Origin of the sequence: Prevotella koreensis, assembly GCF_003977605.1 — a bacterium.
Taxonomy (GTDB): domain Bacteria; phylum Bacteroidota; class Bacteroidia; order Bacteroidales; family Bacteroidaceae; genus Prevotella; species Prevotella koreensis.
Window position 1 is genome coordinate 2,642,661 of sequence record NZ_RYYU01000001.1, and the last position, 17,429, is coordinate 2,660,089.

The window sequence follows — 17,429 nt, forward strand, 5'->3', positions numbered from 1 at the left end:
AATATTTAACTTATAACATTTAACATTCAACTTAAAAGTTTATGAGCAATAAAGAAGATATTCTGTCGCGTTACAGAGCAAACATAAAGCAACGGTATGATATGCCGAGTCTCGACGATATTAAAGGAATAACCTATCCTGACCCACTGACACAGTTCATTACAATGAGCCAAAACGTGGGCGGAAAGGTGGTTGAACTACAGCCGGGGCAAGACTTGAACAACCTCGTTCGCGACCTCTATCCTGAGGCAAAGGAGATAGCAAGCAACCTTCCGGAGATAACGATAGCCACCCGCAACCCCGATACCATTGATTCGGCACAAGCTCTTAACAATACCGATGTGGGTGTGATACGCGGCATTTTCGGTGTGGCTGAGAACGGTTGTATATGGGTTCCGCAACAGATGAAGGAGAAGGTGGCATGCTTCATATCTGAAAATCTTGTCATACTGCTGAAGAAATCAGAGATAGTTAACAACATGCACGAGGCATATCGGCGTGTAGAGTTTAACGACTACGGTTACGGAGTGTTTATCAGCGGACCGTCAAAGACCGCCGACATCGCGCAGGTTCTCGTAATGGGAGCGCAAGCAGCACGCAGTGTAACGGTGGTGCTGATACCTTAATCAACAACATCCGGCGTGATAGGCCGGTAGATAATCAGGTACGTACAATGCGTTTACGTGCCTGATTATTTTATTAAGACGGTATTCCTCCACTTGTCATTGCAGTTAAGAATGTGGAAAAATGAAAAAAAATCGGTTTATAATGCAAGATTTTACGCAGTTTCGTGTTATTATAATAGATTGCATAATATAGATAACTATATTCGTAATAATAATAATCTTATAATACAAAAGATATGAAGAATAACATTGCATATATGCTCGCAGTCGTAACGATGCTGTTGTTTGCAGGATGTTCCAACGAAGATGCTTCCGATTATATTCACCATAACTTTGACAGAAACTTTGATATAGCCGAGGTTTTTACCGCCTCTTGGATTGTTGATGGCAACAATGTGGGAAAATGTAAATTGCTAATGTCAAGTGAATATGTAGGTTTCAGCAATATACCATATAAAACAATATGTAGCAAGGTGTTTTCAGAAGATGAGATGAAGGACTTTAACGTCTCTTTTGACATTTCCAAATCCTATTTGTCCATGATGATATTACAATATAGGTTGACGGGATATTCTGCTACCGGAGATTCTTATTACTACGATTATTTACCCTTGTTACATACTTTCAGAGTGCATGTCAATGGGACGGAATATACCGTGGCGATGAGTGTGTCCGGCACTGGAACCAAAATGAAAACCCCATATTCACAGTTGTTGTCAAACTTAGTGATAGACAAGATAAAGGTTGAAGGCACGGACAGGGAATGTAGTACGCCCCTGAAAATAGTTAATATCGCAAAATTATAAATACATAAGAAAGCGCGTCAGAGCCAAGTGGGCACGGAAGAAAAACTATTGCACGACATAAAGAACGGTAAGCGTGAGGCGCAGCGAAGCCTCTACGACCGTTACTCAGGTATTGCCATGTCTGTTTGTCTGCGCTATATGGGTAATGAGGAAGATGCTCGCGATGTGTTGCAAGATGCTTTCATAAAAATATTCACACGTATAGGGGATATAAAGTTTCAAGGTGAGGGCACACTGAAAGGATGGATTCTGAAGGTCACGGCAAACGAAGCCCTTAACACATTGCGACGACGAGTGATTTTCTCTGATACCGACAACCTGCCCGACTTGCCCGAAGAGGAATCGCCCGATGTGGAAAATGTGCCGCTGGAGGTATTGATGCAGATGATAGGAAGTTTGCCTACGGGTTACAGAACAGTGTTCAATATGTTCGTGATAGAACAGAACAGCCATAAGGAAATTGCCTCGCAACTTGGTATAAAAGTGAGTTCGTCTGCATCGCAACTGCTTAGAGCCAAGAAAATTCTTGCAAATATGATTAACGAATACGTAAAAACGAAATAGGTAATGATGAAGGAAGACTGGACATCAAGGCTGAGAGAGAGGTTGGAGGGACATGAGACTCCGACCCCGGAAGGACTGTGGCATCAGATAGAACAGGCTCTTCCTAAGAAAGGCAAGGCTCGGAAAATCACCTTGCAAAGGTGGATTTCAATAGCCGCCACTATCCTTTTCGTATGCGGAGTAGGATTGTCTCTTCTGTGGAAAGGGGATAGTACCGTTGGAAATACAGCAGATATAGGTAGCATATCACAAGATAATAGTGCGAACCGGAGTGTCGAAAACTCATCGGATGTGTATTCTGAGAAAGGCGTTTCTGATGATTTTATGGCACAGGCAAAAACTAATGGCAGTGAACAAATATCTTTCAGCGTTGGTAACAAGAACTATATCTTGCAGACAGAAGTGGTAGATGGCGAGCCTGTGATGCTCTCAGTGAGAGTTGAGGATAAGATAAGTGAAAGTAAGGAAGTTGCGGAACACGCAACAACAGAGCGTTTGCCGCAGGGAGAAAAGCAACGAGTGGTGCGACACAATGGCTACTCCGTTATGCCTAAGTCTTTTGAAACCACTCCTCGTTTCCGCCATCGCTTCACCGCAAGCCTTTCTGCGAGCAGTCTCGCGATGATGGACAGGAAAAGTAACAACGGCGTATTGATGAATCCTACGTTGCTTGGTGGATTCGGATATAACGGCAATACTACCATTGATGGTAATCTGTTGGTGCCGCGACTGTTCCTTGCCGACTATGAAGAACGTACCGAACATAAGGCACCTTTAACCATAGGAGTTAGACTTGGTTACGACATAACGCCGAGAATGTGGGTAGAGTCAGGTTTGCAGTACAGCAAATTGTCGTCAACCTTCGTAAGGGATATACGCGGCAGCGAAATCAAATCAGAACAGGCTTTGCATTATGTAGGAGTCCCGGTTGCCGTAGGATATAGGTTGCTTGATGTCGGCAGACTGTCATTCTATGGTGTAGCCGGAGCGCAGGCCGATTTCAATGTGAAGTCTAAAAACAGAGTGGAAGGTGTTGAGGGAGATGTCGTTAAAGACAATATGCAGTTCTCCGCAAACGCAGCCCTTGGCGCACAATTCAAGGTTGCACCAAATCTTGGTATATATGTTGAACCGGGAGCACGTTACTATTTTGATAACGGAAGCAACGTTATGAACTATTTCAAGGATAAGAAACTCAATTTCAACCTGCAGGTTGGAGCACGTTGGAATATCGGAAACAAATAAACGTCATTTCCTTCTTTCAATCTCCGTTGCCCTTCATAGGCTTCAGCAGGACATAATTGTCGCTGCGCCACACCTCCTCGTATGGCGACATTGACGATAATATCTTTCTTACGTGCCTGAAATCATCTGTCTCTTGGTCTTCGTCAACCAGTAGGTAAGGCAGTTGTTTGCCTTCAATGCCTTTCTCATGGGCGATGCGCAGGTAACGTTCTGCCGTGCGGTTAGTGGAGAAAATCTCAGAGAATATACCGTAAGGCTTACATTCGAGCACCGAAATCATTGTTATTGAGAAGTTACAGATGAGATGACTGCCGCTCGGTATTATAGGCTTCACCTCTTTTACCATCTTGTTGTTCAAGTCTGCATTTTCCTTGTTTGTCAGCAAGAAGCGCGTGGCTTTGCTGTCAATGGTGTAGCGACATTCTATTCGGTTGCCGTCTTCCATCATCGGCCGGAAGATGTTAGTGACCGTAAGACCTATACAAATAGAAACGATGATATATCTTACAGCCGTTGTTCCGGTTCGGAACGACGGCTTTTTTTCGCCCCTTGCAATTATCGAAACAGCCAATGGCAGGGCGAGGATACATAAGCACTGGCCGTAGAATTGGCTTGTACCGTTGCTGCCGATGGGAAGTATCAAGGGGATGAAGAAGGAAAGGGCGATGAGCGTTGAACGTTGAACGTTGAGCGATGAGCGTTGAGGGTTGAGGAATGAGGGGTGGGTGGAGAATGATTTTCTGCTAAATATATCAAGCAATAAAGCGGCGAGACAGAATCCTACGGTGGTGTTTGCAGATATTCCGTCTTGCCAAACGACGATTATTATTGCTGCGGCCAGTATGCAATAAGCAACATGAAGCAGACGCTTGCCTACTTGCAGGTTTGCCAAGATGAAGCCATACATCACGAAAGCAATGAACAACGACATTTTTATTTCTCCCAAAATATCCTCGAGATAGTATCTTATTATCGACCTCATATTGTGCGGATCACTACTGTCTCCGCTGATGTGTATGAGGTCGCTGACCGTAATTTGCAGCACTCCGGCCGTTCCGTCAACCCATGCAATTCCGACAACTATCAGACAACCAACGGCCACTCCGAGGAAAAAGGCAACCGTATGCTTCAGCCAAGCGACCTTTATGCCATAGAACAATGAAATGATTATGGTAAAGAAAGGCAACAGGATGAATGACAGATTGACAAGGCGAAAGAAGAAAGATATGCCTACCACCACTCCGGAGAGGATAATGCTGACAAGCGGACGATTGTCACTATGCAACCCCTTGTGATATAACAGAATGGCGCATACGAGCATAAAAACAGAAAGGTCGTTATAGTTTATCTCGCTGTAAGCACCGTATTGCGCGAACATTGTTATCGCAAGTCCGGCAATGATATGCTTTGTCTTTATTAATTTCCGCAGATAAAGGTATATAATGGTCTGCAATACAAGCAGCATGACTATTCTCAACAGGCGCAGGCCAAGCAGAGTGTCTATGCCGAACAGGTTGCATATCGCGCCCAACAGATGAAAAGTGAGATACCACCGTCCGAGAAAACATGTGGTGTAAGGGTCGGAATTGAAATGCTGGTAGCCTGATATATACATTCCTATGTCAAAGTGAGAGATGCCTTGAAAGGATGTAATGAAAAGGAAAATTGTGGCAACGGCAAGATAAACGGCAAATGCCAATCTGCCGTTTTCATTACGTTTTTGATATGGAAAAGTATTGTCTGTTTCTGTCATTCCGTTAATCTGTTTTGTAGTTCTTCTTCCGTTAAATTCCATATTACAGCGATATGCAATACCGATGATGTCTTGATGCAATGCAATTTAGCCTGAATTGCCGAACAATTTCGGCGAAATTGGTCAGCAAATTCGCCCATTTTGGTCAGCAAATTCGCCCAAATTGCTTTCTTGAAGAAATGCTATCGTGGGCAAATGCAGTATCTTTCGGTCAGTATGCGGCGTTTATTCTCTCCACCACTTGTTCCACTTCATGGTCGGTCATGGCCTGATTGCATGGCAGACTGAGTTCCTCTCTATGTATTTTCTCTGTCACAGGCAGGCTTATTCCGTTCCATTCGCTGTAACACAGTTGCTTATGCGGCGGTATGGGATAGTGTATCATCGTCATCACTCCCTGTTCTCTTAGTTGTTGTTGCAAGTTGTCGCGGTTTTTGCATAGCACAGGGAAGATGTGGTGAACGCTACGTTTGCAGTATTCCTGTGTAGGCAGTGAAACATCGGGATTGGTGATGTGCTCTGCGTAATATGTCGCTATTTCGCGCCGCCGCAGGTTTTCTGCGTCAAGATAGCGCAGTTTCACGCTTAGTGCGGCAGCCTGAATTTCATCGAGCCTACTGTTTCTTCCTTTGTATTTGAAAACATACTTCTCCGTGGAACCATAGTTCGCGAGTGCTCTGACGGTATCTGCCAGTATGTCGTTGTTTGTCGTTACTGCTCCGCCATCACCCAGTGCACCAAGGTTTTTTCCCGGGTAGAAACTGTGTGCTGCGGCATCTGATAACGTTTCCTCTTTTTGTCGTCCTTTCAGAATCTCGTTGCGCATCACGCCGTGAGCCTGCGCACAGTCTTCTATCAGTTTCAGATTATGCCGTTTGCAGATGTTCTTTATCTTGTCAGAGAAGGCCGGATGACCATAAAGATGCACTATCATTATTGCCCGTGTGCGCTCTGTTATCTTTTCTTCTATCAGTCTGTCGTCAATCTGGAATGTTTCAATGCGCGGTTCCACGAGCACGGGTCGCAGTCTGTTCTCTGTAATTGATAGAATGGAAGCGATATAGGTATTGGCCGGAACGATTATTTCGTCGCCTTCTTTCATCACTCCCAATTCAATGTAAGCACGCAAGATAAGTGTCAGCGCGTCAAGACCGTTCCCCACGCCGATGCAATACCGGCTGCCGGTATATTCTGCATATTCGTGCTCAAATTTGCGAACACCATTGCCTTGAAGATACCATCCGCTCTCAATGACATTCTTCACGGCCTCCTTTATCTCTTCGCCGTGCATTTCGTTGATGCGTTTCAGTGATAAGTATTCTATCATCATTTCTCCTTTCTTGCTGTTATTATTTTCTCTTTTTCTTTTGGCCACGTCGTAATCCTCAATCAGCCCAAGGTCATATTTGTGAGTCTTGTTGTTGCGGTGAGGAAACTGACGGGCATCCATACCGGTTCGTTAAGGAATTATCCGCCTAAATAATAATATATGTTACTGCTCGGATTGGCAACGAACTGATTAGTTATGAATGTGACATTATAGCCCGATTGCTTGAAAAGTTGCGTTAAGATAGGGTCTATCGTTGCGTTTAATGATATTATTATAATGTCCACTCGTATGTGTCATAGCAAACCGCTCTGCCGCCGAAACCCTCTTTCTGATAAATAAGATCCTCGTTCAGTATTTTACTGTGTCCTTCGGTGGATTTACCGAAGTCGAGATATGTGAAGTTTGAAAACTCCTTATGCAAAAGATGGTCGATAATTATGTCTATTGCACCGTTCTTTTTCCCCTCTGCAGTTGCCGAAATATACTGCGTATGCACCATGTCATTCATTACATAAACCACGCAACCGCCCATTGTTTCACTGCCTTTCCTGCTCACATACAGTCGTATTTTTTCGGGAAAACGTGAATTCAGGAGTTTCATTTCGCCAAGAGAATGTACGGGTTTCGTATCATGATTTTCCATGAGATTTGCCGTAAGAACATTCCAAAACGCATCGAAGTCGGTGCATCGTTCCACTATCATGCCCATGTCATGCGCTTTCCTTAGTCCGTGCCTGCGGTCTTTCTTCCATTTAATTGCGGTCTTGGGAGATATTGTTGACGACACGTCGCGTTCCACTATCCTGTAATTACATTCGCAGTGAATGGCATAAAGGTCTTCTTCGGCCGGCAGACGGTGATAGATAAAAGGCAGAGCCTTATATACAACGCGCTTTATTCCCTCGTTTCTCAATGTTTCGTTGAGCATGCGGAACATCTCCATGACATGCACCGTTCGCGCTTCGTTTGAGGTGATTAGTCCTCCGTAGGTCAGTCCTTGATGTGAAAAAAGAGTATCTCCCTTGACGTTTGCGGGGAGCATTGCATAGAGTTTCTTATCGCGATAGAACATGAACGAATGGTCGGTAAACCGGTCTTTGTGATAGTCCATGTAACGTCTGTCGAAAAGGAAAGTACCATTTTTCGACCGTTCCACGAACTCGTTCCATTCCTGTTCCTGTTCTTTCGCGTATCTCTTTATTTCGAACATCCCACGTATTTTAAGAAATCATCGTATTCGTAGATATAGTCATCTTCCTCGTAACGTTGTGATGCAAGTACAAGACAGACGGCACCCGACGAGAAGTCGTCGAGTGTTCGCCATATCCCTGTGTCTATCAGTAGTCCTTGCCACGGATGATTGAGCAGGTATTTCTTCTGTTCCCGTCCGTTGTCGAGTGTCACGGTGAAACTCCCACTGGTTGCCACCACGAGTTGTTTCAGTCGTTTGTGGGCATGCCCTCCGCGGCTTTCGCCTCCCGGCACGTCATACACCCAATAGGCACGGGCAATCTCGAACGGAATCTGTGTTATTCCCTCTGCCACCGTGAGATTGCCTCGTGGGTCGGTAACTTTTTGCAGTTCGATGATTTTTCCGAGTTCTCCCATCTCTTAGCGGTTGCTATACATCTTTTCGTAGTATTTCAGATAGTCACCACTCGTCACGTTGTCGAGCCATTCGTGGTTGTCGAGATACCACCTTACGGTTTTTTCTATTCCCTCCTCGAATTGCAGGCTCGGTTCCCAACCAAGTTCTTTCTGTAGTTTTGTGGAGTCGATGGCGTAGCGCATGTCATGTCCCTTGCGGTCGGTGACGTATGTTATAAGGTTCATGTCCTCACCCTCCTTTCGTCCGAGCAGTCTGTCAACGGTGTTTATCACAACCTTTATAATGTCGATATTTTTCCATTCGTTGAAGCCTCCGATGTTGTATGTCTCGGCAATCTTTCCGTTATGGAAAATCATGTCAATGGCGCGTGCATGGTCTTCCACGTATAGCCAGTCGCGCACATTCTCTCCTTTGCCATACACCGGTAGTGGTTTGCGGTGACGTATATTGTTGATAAACAATGGTATCAGTTTCTCAGGGAACTGGTAAGGGCCGTAGTTGTTTGAGCAGTTTGTCACCACCACCGGCATTCCATAGGTGTCATGGAAGGCTCTGACGAAGTGGTCGCTTGAAGCCTTTGACGCAGAATATGGCGAGTGAGGTGCGTATTTTGTTGTTTCGAGGAAGAACTTGTCACCGTAAGCCTTATGATGTTCCGACGATGAAGCCGTGGTTGAGAATGGCGGTTCGATGCCTTCGGGGTGGGTGATTTCAAGCGCACCGTACACCTCGTCTGTAGAAATGTGATAGAAACGCTTACCCTCGTAGCCTTCGGGTAGCGACTCCCAGTAGAGTTTCGCTGCCTGTAAGAGTGACAAAGTGCCCATTACGTTGGTGCGTGCGAACGTGAACGGGTCTTTAATAGACCTGTCCACATGGCTCTCTGCGGCAAGATGTATTATGCCATCGACGTGCTTCTCTTGCATGAGTTTGTAGAAAGCATCGAAGTCACAGATGTCCATTTTCACAAATTCGTAGTTCGGACGGTCTTCAATGTCTTTCAGGTTGGCAAGATTTCCGGCGTAGGTCAAACTGTCAAGGTTGATAATATGGTATTCCGGATATTTGTTTACGAAGAGTCTTACCACATGACTCCCAATGAAACCGGCACCGCCGGTGATGACTATACTTCTCATAATATGATGTTTTTATTTAATAACGTTTGATTTTAAAATAAATTGCATTGACGCGATTTGATGAAATCACGTATGAAAGCGACCGTCCCTTCTATTCCGAGAATAGAGGAATTGATGCACAGGTCATAGTTCTCGGCATAGCCCCACTTCTGTCCCGTGTAATAGTTGTAGTAGGAAGCGCGTTCGTTTTCCTGACTGTTGATGATTTTGCATGCCATCACGTCATCGCAATTATGCCTTTTGATAACTCTCTCGATGCGCTGTTTCATGTCTGCGGTAATGAAAATATTTATCACGTTGTCGTATTCGCGCAACACGTAGTCGGCACATCTTCCGACAAATACACACGCCCCATCGGTTGCCGCTTTCTTTATTGCATCGCTCTGGAACAGGAACAGACTCTCTTGCGAGAAGTCGCTTTTGTAGAAACTGTTGTCGCCGATGTGAGGGGCGTGCATACATAACAGCGAGCGCAGAAAACCTTTGTGTTCGTCGTTTTTCTCGAATACTTTCTCCGAGAATCCGCTCTCTTTTGCTGCAAGGTTAAGCAATTCCTTGTCGTAGAATTTATATCCCAAGTCGTTGGCGAGAAGTCTTGCTATTTCTCTTCCTCCCGAACCGAGTTGTCGTCCAATGTTTATTATAATCTTTTTCTCATCCATATCCGAAAAATAAAAAAGCGTTTGAGGTTAATTTCCATTCCCTGTCTTGATTTTTCTCATATATATTAACATTATCATGAGTGTCACCAAGAATGCGATAGTGTCTGATATAGGTAATGACCACCACACTCCGTCAACCCCCATCGATGGCGGTAGGATGACGAGCAGCGGCAGTAGGAAAATCATTTGGCGTGATAGCGAAAGGAAGATGCTTATCTTGGCCTTTCCGATAGACTGGAAGAAATTGGTGGTGACAGCCTGAAATCCTATCACCGGGAAGCACATCATGGTGATGCGTATTGCGTGTATAGACATATCTATCAGTTGCTTGTCGCGTGTGAAAAGTCTTGCGCAAGGGTAGGGTGCAAGTTCTCCCACAAGCCATCCTGTCACCGTTACTACAGAGGCAATAATCACTGAAAGTTTCAATACGCGCATCAGTCGGTCGTATTTCTGTGCTCCGTAGTTATATCCCGCTATCGGCTGCATGCCTTGGTTGATGCCCATTACCACCATGAAGAAAATGAAAGAAATGCGGTTTAATATCGCGTATGCTCCCACCGCCATGTCGCCTCCATACTTTACCAATGTGGTGTTTATCAGTATCACCACTATGCACGAGCAGGCATTCATTGAAAAAGGCGACATTCCGATAGCGATGATGTTTTTCACTATGTCGGCATGCAGTTTGTAACATCCTTTCTTGAAGTGCAATATCTCGTTACTGTTGCTGAACACGCGCAGTTGCCATGCGAGAGCAATTGCCTGTGACAGTATTGTTGCTATTGCCGCACCGCGTATTCCCATGTCGAAAACATAGATGAAAATCGGGTCGAGCACAGTGTTAAGCACCACTGTGAATATCGTTGTGTACATGGCCGTGCGCGGTTTCGATGCCGCACGTAGTAGGGCATTCAGTCCGAAATACTGGTGTGTGATTACATTTCCGATGAGAAGCACGGTCATATATTCGCTTGCGTATGGCAAGGTGTTGTCTGTTGCACCGAAAAGTCGGAGGATAGGGGCGAGGAAAATGAGACTCATAACACCGAAAACGAGTCCGGTGATGGTATTCAGTGATACGGTATTGCCGAGAATCTTCTGTGCCGTTTGATAGTCGCGCTGACCTAACTTGACTGATAATGTGGTTGATGCACCGATACCTACGGCGGCTCCGAACGCTGCACTGAGGTTCATGAAAGGGAATGTTATGGCAAGTCCCGATATAGCCATCGGTCCTACACCTTGTCCAATAAATATGCTATCGACCATGTTGTAGAGCGATGAGGCCATCATGGCCACAATCGCCGGCGTGGCATATTGTAATAGAAGCTTGCCCACAGGTTCTGTTCCGAGGGCCAATGTCGCTTTCCTATTATCCATATTCAGGTGCAAAGATAGTGGAAGTTGAGCAAAATGACAAATTTTCATTTGTGTATTTGTGGAATATTGTTATCTTTGCAGACGATAACTTGAAACGAGATGAACAATATACCCGATGGTTAGAAATGCGCTGTCACTCCTTGAACTGAATCAACTCCTTGCCGAGGTGATAGAGATTGGTATGCCGCGCGAATACTGGGTTGAGGCCGAGATTTCGGAACTAAGGGTGGTGCGAGGGCATTGCTATATTGATCTTATTGAGAAAAGCGAGGGCACGAACACACCCATAGCGCGAGCCTCGGCCAAATGTTGGCAGAATACATGGAGCGTGATTTCTCCATATTTTGAGAAGGTTACGGGGCAGCGTCTGCGCTCAGGGATGAATGTTCTGATGCTCGTAAGTGCGAATTTTCACCCCGCCTACGGTTTTTCTTGGATAATAAGCGACATTGACCCGACATATACGCTTGGCGACATGGCTCGTAAGCGGCAGGCCATAATAGAGCAGTTGAAGCGGGAGGGAGTGTTCGACTTACAGAAAGAATTGTCATTGCCACTGTTCTGTCAGCATATTGCAGTAATAAGCAGTGCCAATGCTGCGGGGTATGGCGACTTCGTTGACCAACTTGAGAGCAATGCTTATGGTTTCCGTTTTGTCACTCGGTTGTTCCCTGCAACGATGCAGGGAGAGGGCGTGGAACAAAGCGTTATCGCCGCACTGAACAATATCTATGAAACTTTCTTGACATCAGACGAGACCGCGCCTGACTGCGTGGTGATAATAAGAGGTGGTGGTGCGACGAGCGACTTGTCGGGTTTTGATACCTTGGCACTTGCCGAAAACGTTGCACAGTTTCCCATTCCGGTAATCACCGGCATAGGACATGAGCGCGATGAGAGCATTCTCGACATGATAAGTCACACGAGAGTGAAGACCCCCACGGCTGCCGCAGCGTTGCTGATAGACCATTTGAAACGGGTGTGGGATTATTTGCAGGAGGCGCAAGGTGTGCTGGAGACTAATGCAAGGCAGAGAATGGACTTGGAACAGATGCGACTACAGCGAGCGGCACAGAAGATTCCACCGCTCTTCTCGCTATTCAAGGAGAGGCAGGAGCGTCGTATCGACAGTATGATGCGTGATATGATTACTGCCGCGCAACGCTCAATATCCGATGATATGCACAAATTGGAAACACTGGAAAGTGTCATCAAACCAATGCTGGAACGCCGTGTTACCGGCGAAATGCACATGTTACAGATGCTCGGTCAGCGAGTATCGGCTCTTGACCCGGATTTGCTCCTGAAGCGAGGCTATAGCATAACACTGCACGAGGGTAAGATAGTGCGCGACGCATCGCAACTGAAACATGGCGACAAGATAGAGACACGAGTGGAAAAAGGCACGATACATTCTATCGTGGATTGTGAAGAATGAAATGACAGAAAAGTGTTCAACATCAATTAATAACAAACAGAATGAAATACGAAGAAGCACTTAAAGAACTGGAACAGATAGTTTCGAGAATGGAAAACAATGAAGTGGGCATTGATGAGATGACAACCCAACTGAAACGGGCAAAACAGTTGATAAAACTATGCCGTGACCGTCTCACCAAAACCGATGAGGAAATAAAGAAAATGCTCTGACAAGGTATTCTTATACATATTTTATATAAAGTGATATAATGTCGTAAAAAACAAAAATAGTCAAGGAAAAACTTGCAATTATGTATTATTTTATATACTTTTGCAGCACTATAACATTATAATTTTTTTAGAGGCTATGAAAAACTTAGACTGGGCAAATCTGTCTTTTGGCTATATGCCGACTGATTACAACGTACGATGCTACTATCGTAATGGAAAGTGGGGCGAAATTGAAGTAAGCTCCGACGAGTATATTAAACTCCACATGGCAGCGACAAGTCTGCACTATGGTCAGGAGGCTTTCGAGGGATTGAAGGCTTATCGCTGTCCGGATGGTAAGGTGCGCGTGTTCCGTATGGAAGAGAATGCAGCGCGTCTGCAGTCAACATGCCGCGGAATACTTATGCCGGAACTTCCGACAGAACTGTTCTGCGAGATGGTAAAGAAAGTTGTTCGCCTGAATCAAGAGTGGATTCCTACATACGAGAGCGGTGCAACGCTCTATATCCGTCCGTTGCTTATTGGTACAGGTCCGCAGGTTGGCGTACGTCCGGCAAACGAATATCTGTTCTTGATATTGGTTACTCCGGTAGGACCATATTTCAAGGGCGGTTTCTCTACCAACCCTTACGTTATAATGCGTGACCACGACCGTGCCGCTCCTCTCGGAACAGGTATATATAAGGTGGGTGGAAACTATGCCGCTTCGTTGCTTGCAAACAAGAAAGCACATGACCTCGGCTATGCTTGCGAGTTCTATCTCGATGCCAAGGAGAAGAAATATATTGATGAGTGCGGTGCTGCAAACTTCTTCGGAATAAAGAACAATACATACGTTACACCGAAGTCAACAAGTATTCTACCGTCTATCACCAACAAGAGTCTTATGCAACTTGCAGAGGATTTCGGTATGAAAGTTGAGCGCAGACCTATTCCGGAAGAAGAACTCGCTACGTTCGAGGAAGCCGGAGCATGCGGTACTGCAGCCGTGATAAGCCCGATTTCGCGCATTGACGATGTTGAGACAGGCAAGAGTTACGTGATTTCAAAGGACGGAAAGCCGGGACCAATATCAGAGAAACTATACACACATCTTCGCAATATTCAGTATGGTGTTGCAGAGGATAAGCACGGCTGGACAACAGTCGTTATAGATTAGTTTCAAAATAAATGGTGGGTTTTATAGGAAAATACATCAAGAGGCCTACAGACATGTTAAAAGAGTGAATGAGGCATGGGTATATAGAACCACCTGCATGATAATCACTCGCCCCTCAGTGCTTTAAAAAGCAGAGGGGCGTAGTGTTTTATTAATATCAAGTGTGTTGATATGATATGAAAGATTGTATAATTCAAAATAATCATGACAAGTAAAAAACATTTCGTAAGAATCACAAACAGGCTGTTGGTGCCTGTGCTGGCGATTGCTTTCTCGCATTCTGCAATGGCGCAAACCAACGATGGTGGCATTTCAACGGATATGTTGAAGCAGATAGTGAAAACTAATGGAAACAGTCCTGCCGACAAGGCTATATTCAATGCCGTGGCGGGAAATGGTATCGACAATCTTGCACGCACTTATATGAGTAATGCCGAGGTTGATACTCATTTCAGCGTGGAGACACCTGCGCAGAACATACACGACCAGAAAAGTTCCGGAAGATGCTGGATGTTCAGTGGTTTCAACGTACTGCGTTCTAACTTCGCAAAGCGAACCGACTCGCTGAGAGTGGAGTTTTCGCATGACTATCTTTTCTTTTATGACCAATTGGAGAAGTCGAACCTTTTCCTGCAAAATGTAATAGAAACAGCCAAACTACCTATCACAGACCCAAAGGTGCAGTTCTTTTTCAAGTCGCCGGTTAGTGATGGTGGTACGTTCTGTGGTGTTGCCGACCTTACAGAGAAATACGGACTTGTGCCGAAAAGCATTATGCCGGAGACATATAGTGCCGAAAATACATCGAAAATGCGTTCACTGCTGATGAGCAAACTGCGCGAACAGGGACTTCAGTTGCGTGATATGGTTGCGCAAGGAAAGAACAAGAAGCAGATAAAAGAGGAAAAAACAAAGATGCTTGGTGTGGTATATCGCATATTGGCACTCACACTCGGCAATCCTCCGCAGCAGTTCTCTTACGCTTTCAAGAATAAGGAAGGAAAGACGGTAGGTACACCACGCACTTATACTCCGCAGGAATTTTATCGCGAAGTGGTGGGTGGTTCGCTCAACGGAACGTTCATAATGGTGATGAATGACCCGCGTCACGAATATCACAAGATGTATGAGGTGGAACTTGATCGTCACACTTACGATGGACATAACTGGGCTTATCTGAATCTTCCGATGGAAGAGATTGCTGAATTGGCAATAGCATCGCTGAAAGACGGACGCAAGATGTATAGCAGTTATGATGTTGGTAAGCAGTTTGATCGTAAAAAAGGTGTGCTGGCACTTGATAACTTTGACTATGAATCATTGCTCGGTACAACTTTCCCGATGAATAAGGCACAGCGCATTTCTACTTTCGACAGTGGTTCGACACATGCCATGACACTCTCTGCCGTTGACCTTGATGCCAATGGCAAGCCTGTTAAGTGGAAGGTTGAGAACTCTTGGGGACCGGACAGCGGAAGTAAAGGTTGTCTTATTATGACAAACGATTGGTTCAATGAATATTCTTTCCGTCTTGTTGTTGATAAGCAGTATGTTCCGGAAAAACTGCTTAAAGAAGCACAACAGAAACCTGTTATGCTGACATCTGACGACCCATTGTTTGCTGAAGACAACTGATTTGCGTTGAGCGTTGAGCGTTGAGCGTTGAGCGATGAGCGTTGAGGGTTGAGCGAAATTGATTCATAAGAATAATACTAACCTCGCTCAACGCTCAACCCTCAACGCTCAATCTTCAGCCCTCAACTCTCAACATTACTTTTCACACAAGATGTTCCACAATATCGGCACGTTCGCCTGCGAGATAGTCTATAACCGGAATTTCAATCATTGTATAGCAACCGGGCTGCTGTCGCATGGAAGCGCGGGCTACATTAACAAGAACCTGCCCGGTGAGCGCAGGGTTGTTTATGCTCATATTGAACTCAAGCCGTTGATTCTGTGTCTTTCCGCTAACACCTTTGCGCACAAGGTTGACACCGTGCCCCATGTCGCGTAACTCATCTATCGATGGCACTGCAAACACGTGCGTTTCATCGTTTGCAAAGTATGGGTCGGCCTTTATTGCCGCTGCCACATCTTCTATTTTCGCACCTTCTTCCAATTCTACATATACCATGCGGCGGTGTATTCCCTCACCGAGAGGAATGGTCATTGAAAGTGCATTCTTAACACCATCCTTGGAACGTGCGCACACAGAGTGCCCCATAGACATGCCGGGACCGAAATTTGTATATGTCAGTCCTTTGGGTGCAAGGCTCTGCATCATGGTGCGTACAACACTGTCAGAACCGGGATCCCAGCCTGCGGCAATAACGCTTACTGTTCCTGTCTTTTTGTTCAGTTCCATAAGGCGTTCGCGATACCCGCGTATCTCAGAGTGTATGTCGAACGAATCTACTGTGTTTATTCCTAAAGGTAGAATTTTGTTTGCGTATTCTTCACAACTGCGTGTAGGCGTGGAAAGAATAGCCACATCCACATCTTTCAGTTCTTTTATATCTTTTACTACTTCATACCGTGCCAGTTCTTCCGGTTTGTTCTCTGCACCGTTACGTCTTACGATACCTGCAACTTCAAAATCGGGTGCTGCTTCGAGTGCTTCGAGAGTGTAGCGACCGATGTTACCATAGCCCACTATGGCTGCTCTTATCTTCTTCATTTTCTTTATTGTTTTATATTTTCTCACTGCAAAAGTATATAATAATGTTCTAATATAAAAAAAAACGCTGAAAAAATAGTATGTGACACGCGAGTTCTTGTCCCGAATTCGGGTATAAATCAATATGATTTTTGCTATTAAATACGCTGTAATGCAATAAAAGGGGAGAGGAGTGCGTTAATAAAGATGTATATATACAAAAGGAGAAAATAAATGATTGAGTATATAAAGGGTGAACTTACAGATGTCACCCCTGCTTTTGCTGTGATAGAATCGCATGGCGTTGGCTACGGATTGAACATTTCGCTAAATACTTTCAGTGCCGTTCAAGGCAAGAAAGAGGTGCGTCTTTGGGTATATGAGGCCATACGTGAGGATGCGTATGTGCTCTTTGGATTTGCTACAAAGAAAGAGCGAGAGATGTTCTTGTTGCTCATTTCGGTATCGGGAGTGGGAGCAAACACCGCGCGAATGATACTCTCGGAGATGACGGTAGCAGAACTCTGTAATGTCATATCATCGGGAAATGAACGTATGCTGAAGAGTGTGAAAGGCATAGGACTGCGTACTGCGCAGCGTATTATAGTTGACCTCAAGGACAAGATAGTGTCATCGGGCGTTGCCGAGGAACTGTCTGCTGTGGCGGGTCAACCTACAACAGTGCTCGCAAGTCCGGTGAAAGACGAGGCGGTAGGTGCGCTGACAATGCTCGGTTTTGCACCGGCACCGTCATCGAAGGTAGTTATGGCGATATTGAAAGAACATCCGGATATGCCTGTAGAGCAGGTGGTGAAACTCGCATTAAAGCAGATAAAGTAAATAGTCTCGG

17 protein-coding genes are annotated in these 17,429 nt (G+C 45.2%); 9 read left to right on the forward strand and 8 right to left on the reverse strand.

Translation table 11 applies throughout. From position 1 onward, the window contains the following. Positions 1-41 precede the first annotated feature (41 nt). The 4 genes from EHV08_RS11170 (at position 42) to EHV08_RS11185 (ending at position 3,241) form a co-directional block, all read left to right on the forward strand. Positions 42-626, forward strand: a complete 585-nt coding sequence (locus EHV08_RS11170; protein WP_126679342.1) for a LutC/YkgG family protein — start codon at positions 42-44, stop codon at positions 624-626. 236 nt (positions 627-862) lie between these two features. Continuing rightward, positions 863-1,432, forward strand: a complete 570-nt coding sequence (locus EHV08_RS11175; RefSeq protein ID WP_126679343.1) for a hypothetical protein — start codon at positions 863-865, stop codon at positions 1,430-1,432. A 27-nt stretch (positions 1,433-1,459) separates the two neighbouring features. Further along, complete coding sequence (locus tag EHV08_RS11180) at positions 1,460-1,996, forward strand: RNA polymerase sigma factor (RefSeq protein ID WP_126679344.1); 537 nt, start codon at positions 1,460-1,462, stop codon at positions 1,994-1,996. A gap of 3 nt (positions 1,997-1,999) precedes the next feature. Beyond that, complete coding sequence (locus EHV08_RS11185; RefSeq protein ID WP_126679345.1) at positions 2,000-3,241, forward strand: porin family protein; 1,242 nt, start codon at positions 2,000-2,002, stop codon at positions 3,239-3,241. Positions 3,242-3,257: 16 nt separating this feature from the next. On the opposite strand, the gene EHV08_RS11190 is transcribed toward EHV08_RS11185, so the two are convergent. The 7 genes from EHV08_RS11190 to EHV08_RS11220 all read right to left on the reverse strand — a co-directional run bounded on the left by EHV08_RS11190 (position 3,258) and on the right by EHV08_RS11220 (position 11,114). Continuing rightward, complete coding sequence (locus EHV08_RS11190) at positions 3,258-5,036, reverse strand: glycosyltransferase family protein (RefSeq protein WP_126679346.1); 1,779 nt, start codon at positions 5,034-5,036, stop codon at positions 3,258-3,260. A gap of 169 nt (positions 5,037-5,205) precedes the next feature. Next, positions 5,206-6,321: a DegT/DnrJ/EryC1/StrS family aminotransferase gene (locus tag EHV08_RS11195; RefSeq protein WP_126679495.1), complete on the reverse strand. Its 1,116-nt coding sequence runs from the start codon at positions 6,319-6,321 to the stop codon at positions 5,206-5,208. Between the two features lie 274 nt (positions 6,322-6,595). Beyond that, positions 6,596-7,534 (reverse strand): GNAT family N-acetyltransferase, encoded by a 939-nt coding sequence (locus tag EHV08_RS11200; protein ID WP_126679347.1) that lies wholly within the window; start codon positions 7,532-7,534, stop codon positions 6,596-6,598. Continuing rightward, complete coding sequence (locus EHV08_RS11205; protein ID WP_126679348.1) at positions 7,522-7,932, reverse strand: sugar 3,4-ketoisomerase; 411 nt, start codon at positions 7,930-7,932, stop codon at positions 7,522-7,524. Before EHV08_RS11205 ends, EHV08_RS11200 begins: the two co-directional genes overlap by 13 nt. 3 nt (positions 7,933-7,935) lie before the next feature. After that, positions 7,936-9,069: a dTDP-glucose 4,6-dehydratase gene (locus EHV08_RS11210; RefSeq protein ID WP_203227068.1), complete on the reverse strand. Its 1,134-nt coding sequence runs from the start codon at positions 9,067-9,069 to the stop codon at positions 7,936-7,938. A gap of 32 nt (positions 9,070-9,101) precedes the next feature. Then, positions 9,102-9,731, reverse strand: a complete 630-nt coding sequence (locus EHV08_RS11215) for a cytidylate kinase-like family protein (RefSeq protein WP_126679350.1) — start codon at positions 9,729-9,731, stop codon at positions 9,102-9,104. Positions 9,732-9,758: 27 nt separating this feature from the next. Next, positions 9,759-11,114: an MATE family efflux transporter gene (locus EHV08_RS11220; RefSeq protein WP_126679496.1), complete on the reverse strand. Its 1,356-nt coding sequence runs from the start codon at positions 11,112-11,114 to the stop codon at positions 9,759-9,761. 115 nt (positions 11,115-11,229) lie between these two features. Here EHV08_RS11220 and xseA point away from each other — a divergent pair, with 115 nt between their 5' ends. The 4 genes from xseA (at position 11,230) to EHV08_RS11240 (ending at position 15,558) form a co-directional block, all read left to right on the forward strand. Then, positions 11,230-12,552, forward strand: coding sequence for an exodeoxyribonuclease VII large subunit (gene xseA / locus EHV08_RS11225; RefSeq protein WP_126679351.1), 1,323 nt, complete (start codon positions 11,230-11,232; stop codon positions 12,550-12,552). Positions 12,553-12,593: 41 nt separating this feature from the next. After that, positions 12,594-12,764 carry an exodeoxyribonuclease VII small subunit gene (gene xseB, locus EHV08_RS11230; protein WP_126679352.1) on the forward strand — a complete coding sequence of 57 codons (171 nt, stop codon included), beginning with the start codon at positions 12,594-12,596 and terminating at the stop codon, positions 12,762-12,764. A gap of 136 nt (positions 12,765-12,900) precedes the next feature. Further along, entirely contained in the window at positions 12,901-13,923 is a 1,023-nt protein-coding gene (locus EHV08_RS11235) for a branched-chain amino acid aminotransferase (RefSeq protein ID WP_126679353.1), read from the forward strand. 285 nt (positions 13,924-14,208) lie between these two features. Further along, entirely contained in the window at positions 14,209-15,558 is a 1,350-nt protein-coding gene (locus EHV08_RS11240; protein ID WP_394366049.1) for a C1 family peptidase, read from the forward strand. Positions 15,559-15,700: 142 nt separating this feature from the next. Here EHV08_RS11240 and EHV08_RS11245 read toward each other — a convergent pair whose 3' ends face one another. Then, positions 15,701-16,600 carry a diaminopimelate dehydrogenase gene (locus EHV08_RS11245; RefSeq protein ID WP_126679354.1) on the reverse strand — a complete coding sequence of 300 codons (900 nt, stop codon included), beginning with the start codon at positions 16,598-16,600 and terminating at the stop codon, positions 15,701-15,703. A 213-nt stretch (positions 16,601-16,813) separates the two neighbouring features. On the opposite strand from EHV08_RS11245, the gene ruvA reads away from it, so the two are divergent. Beyond that, complete coding sequence (gene ruvA, locus EHV08_RS11250) at positions 16,814-17,419, forward strand: Holliday junction branch migration protein RuvA (RefSeq protein ID WP_126679355.1); 606 nt, start codon at positions 16,814-16,816, stop codon at positions 17,417-17,419. Positions 17,420-17,429: the final 10 nt, after the last annotated feature.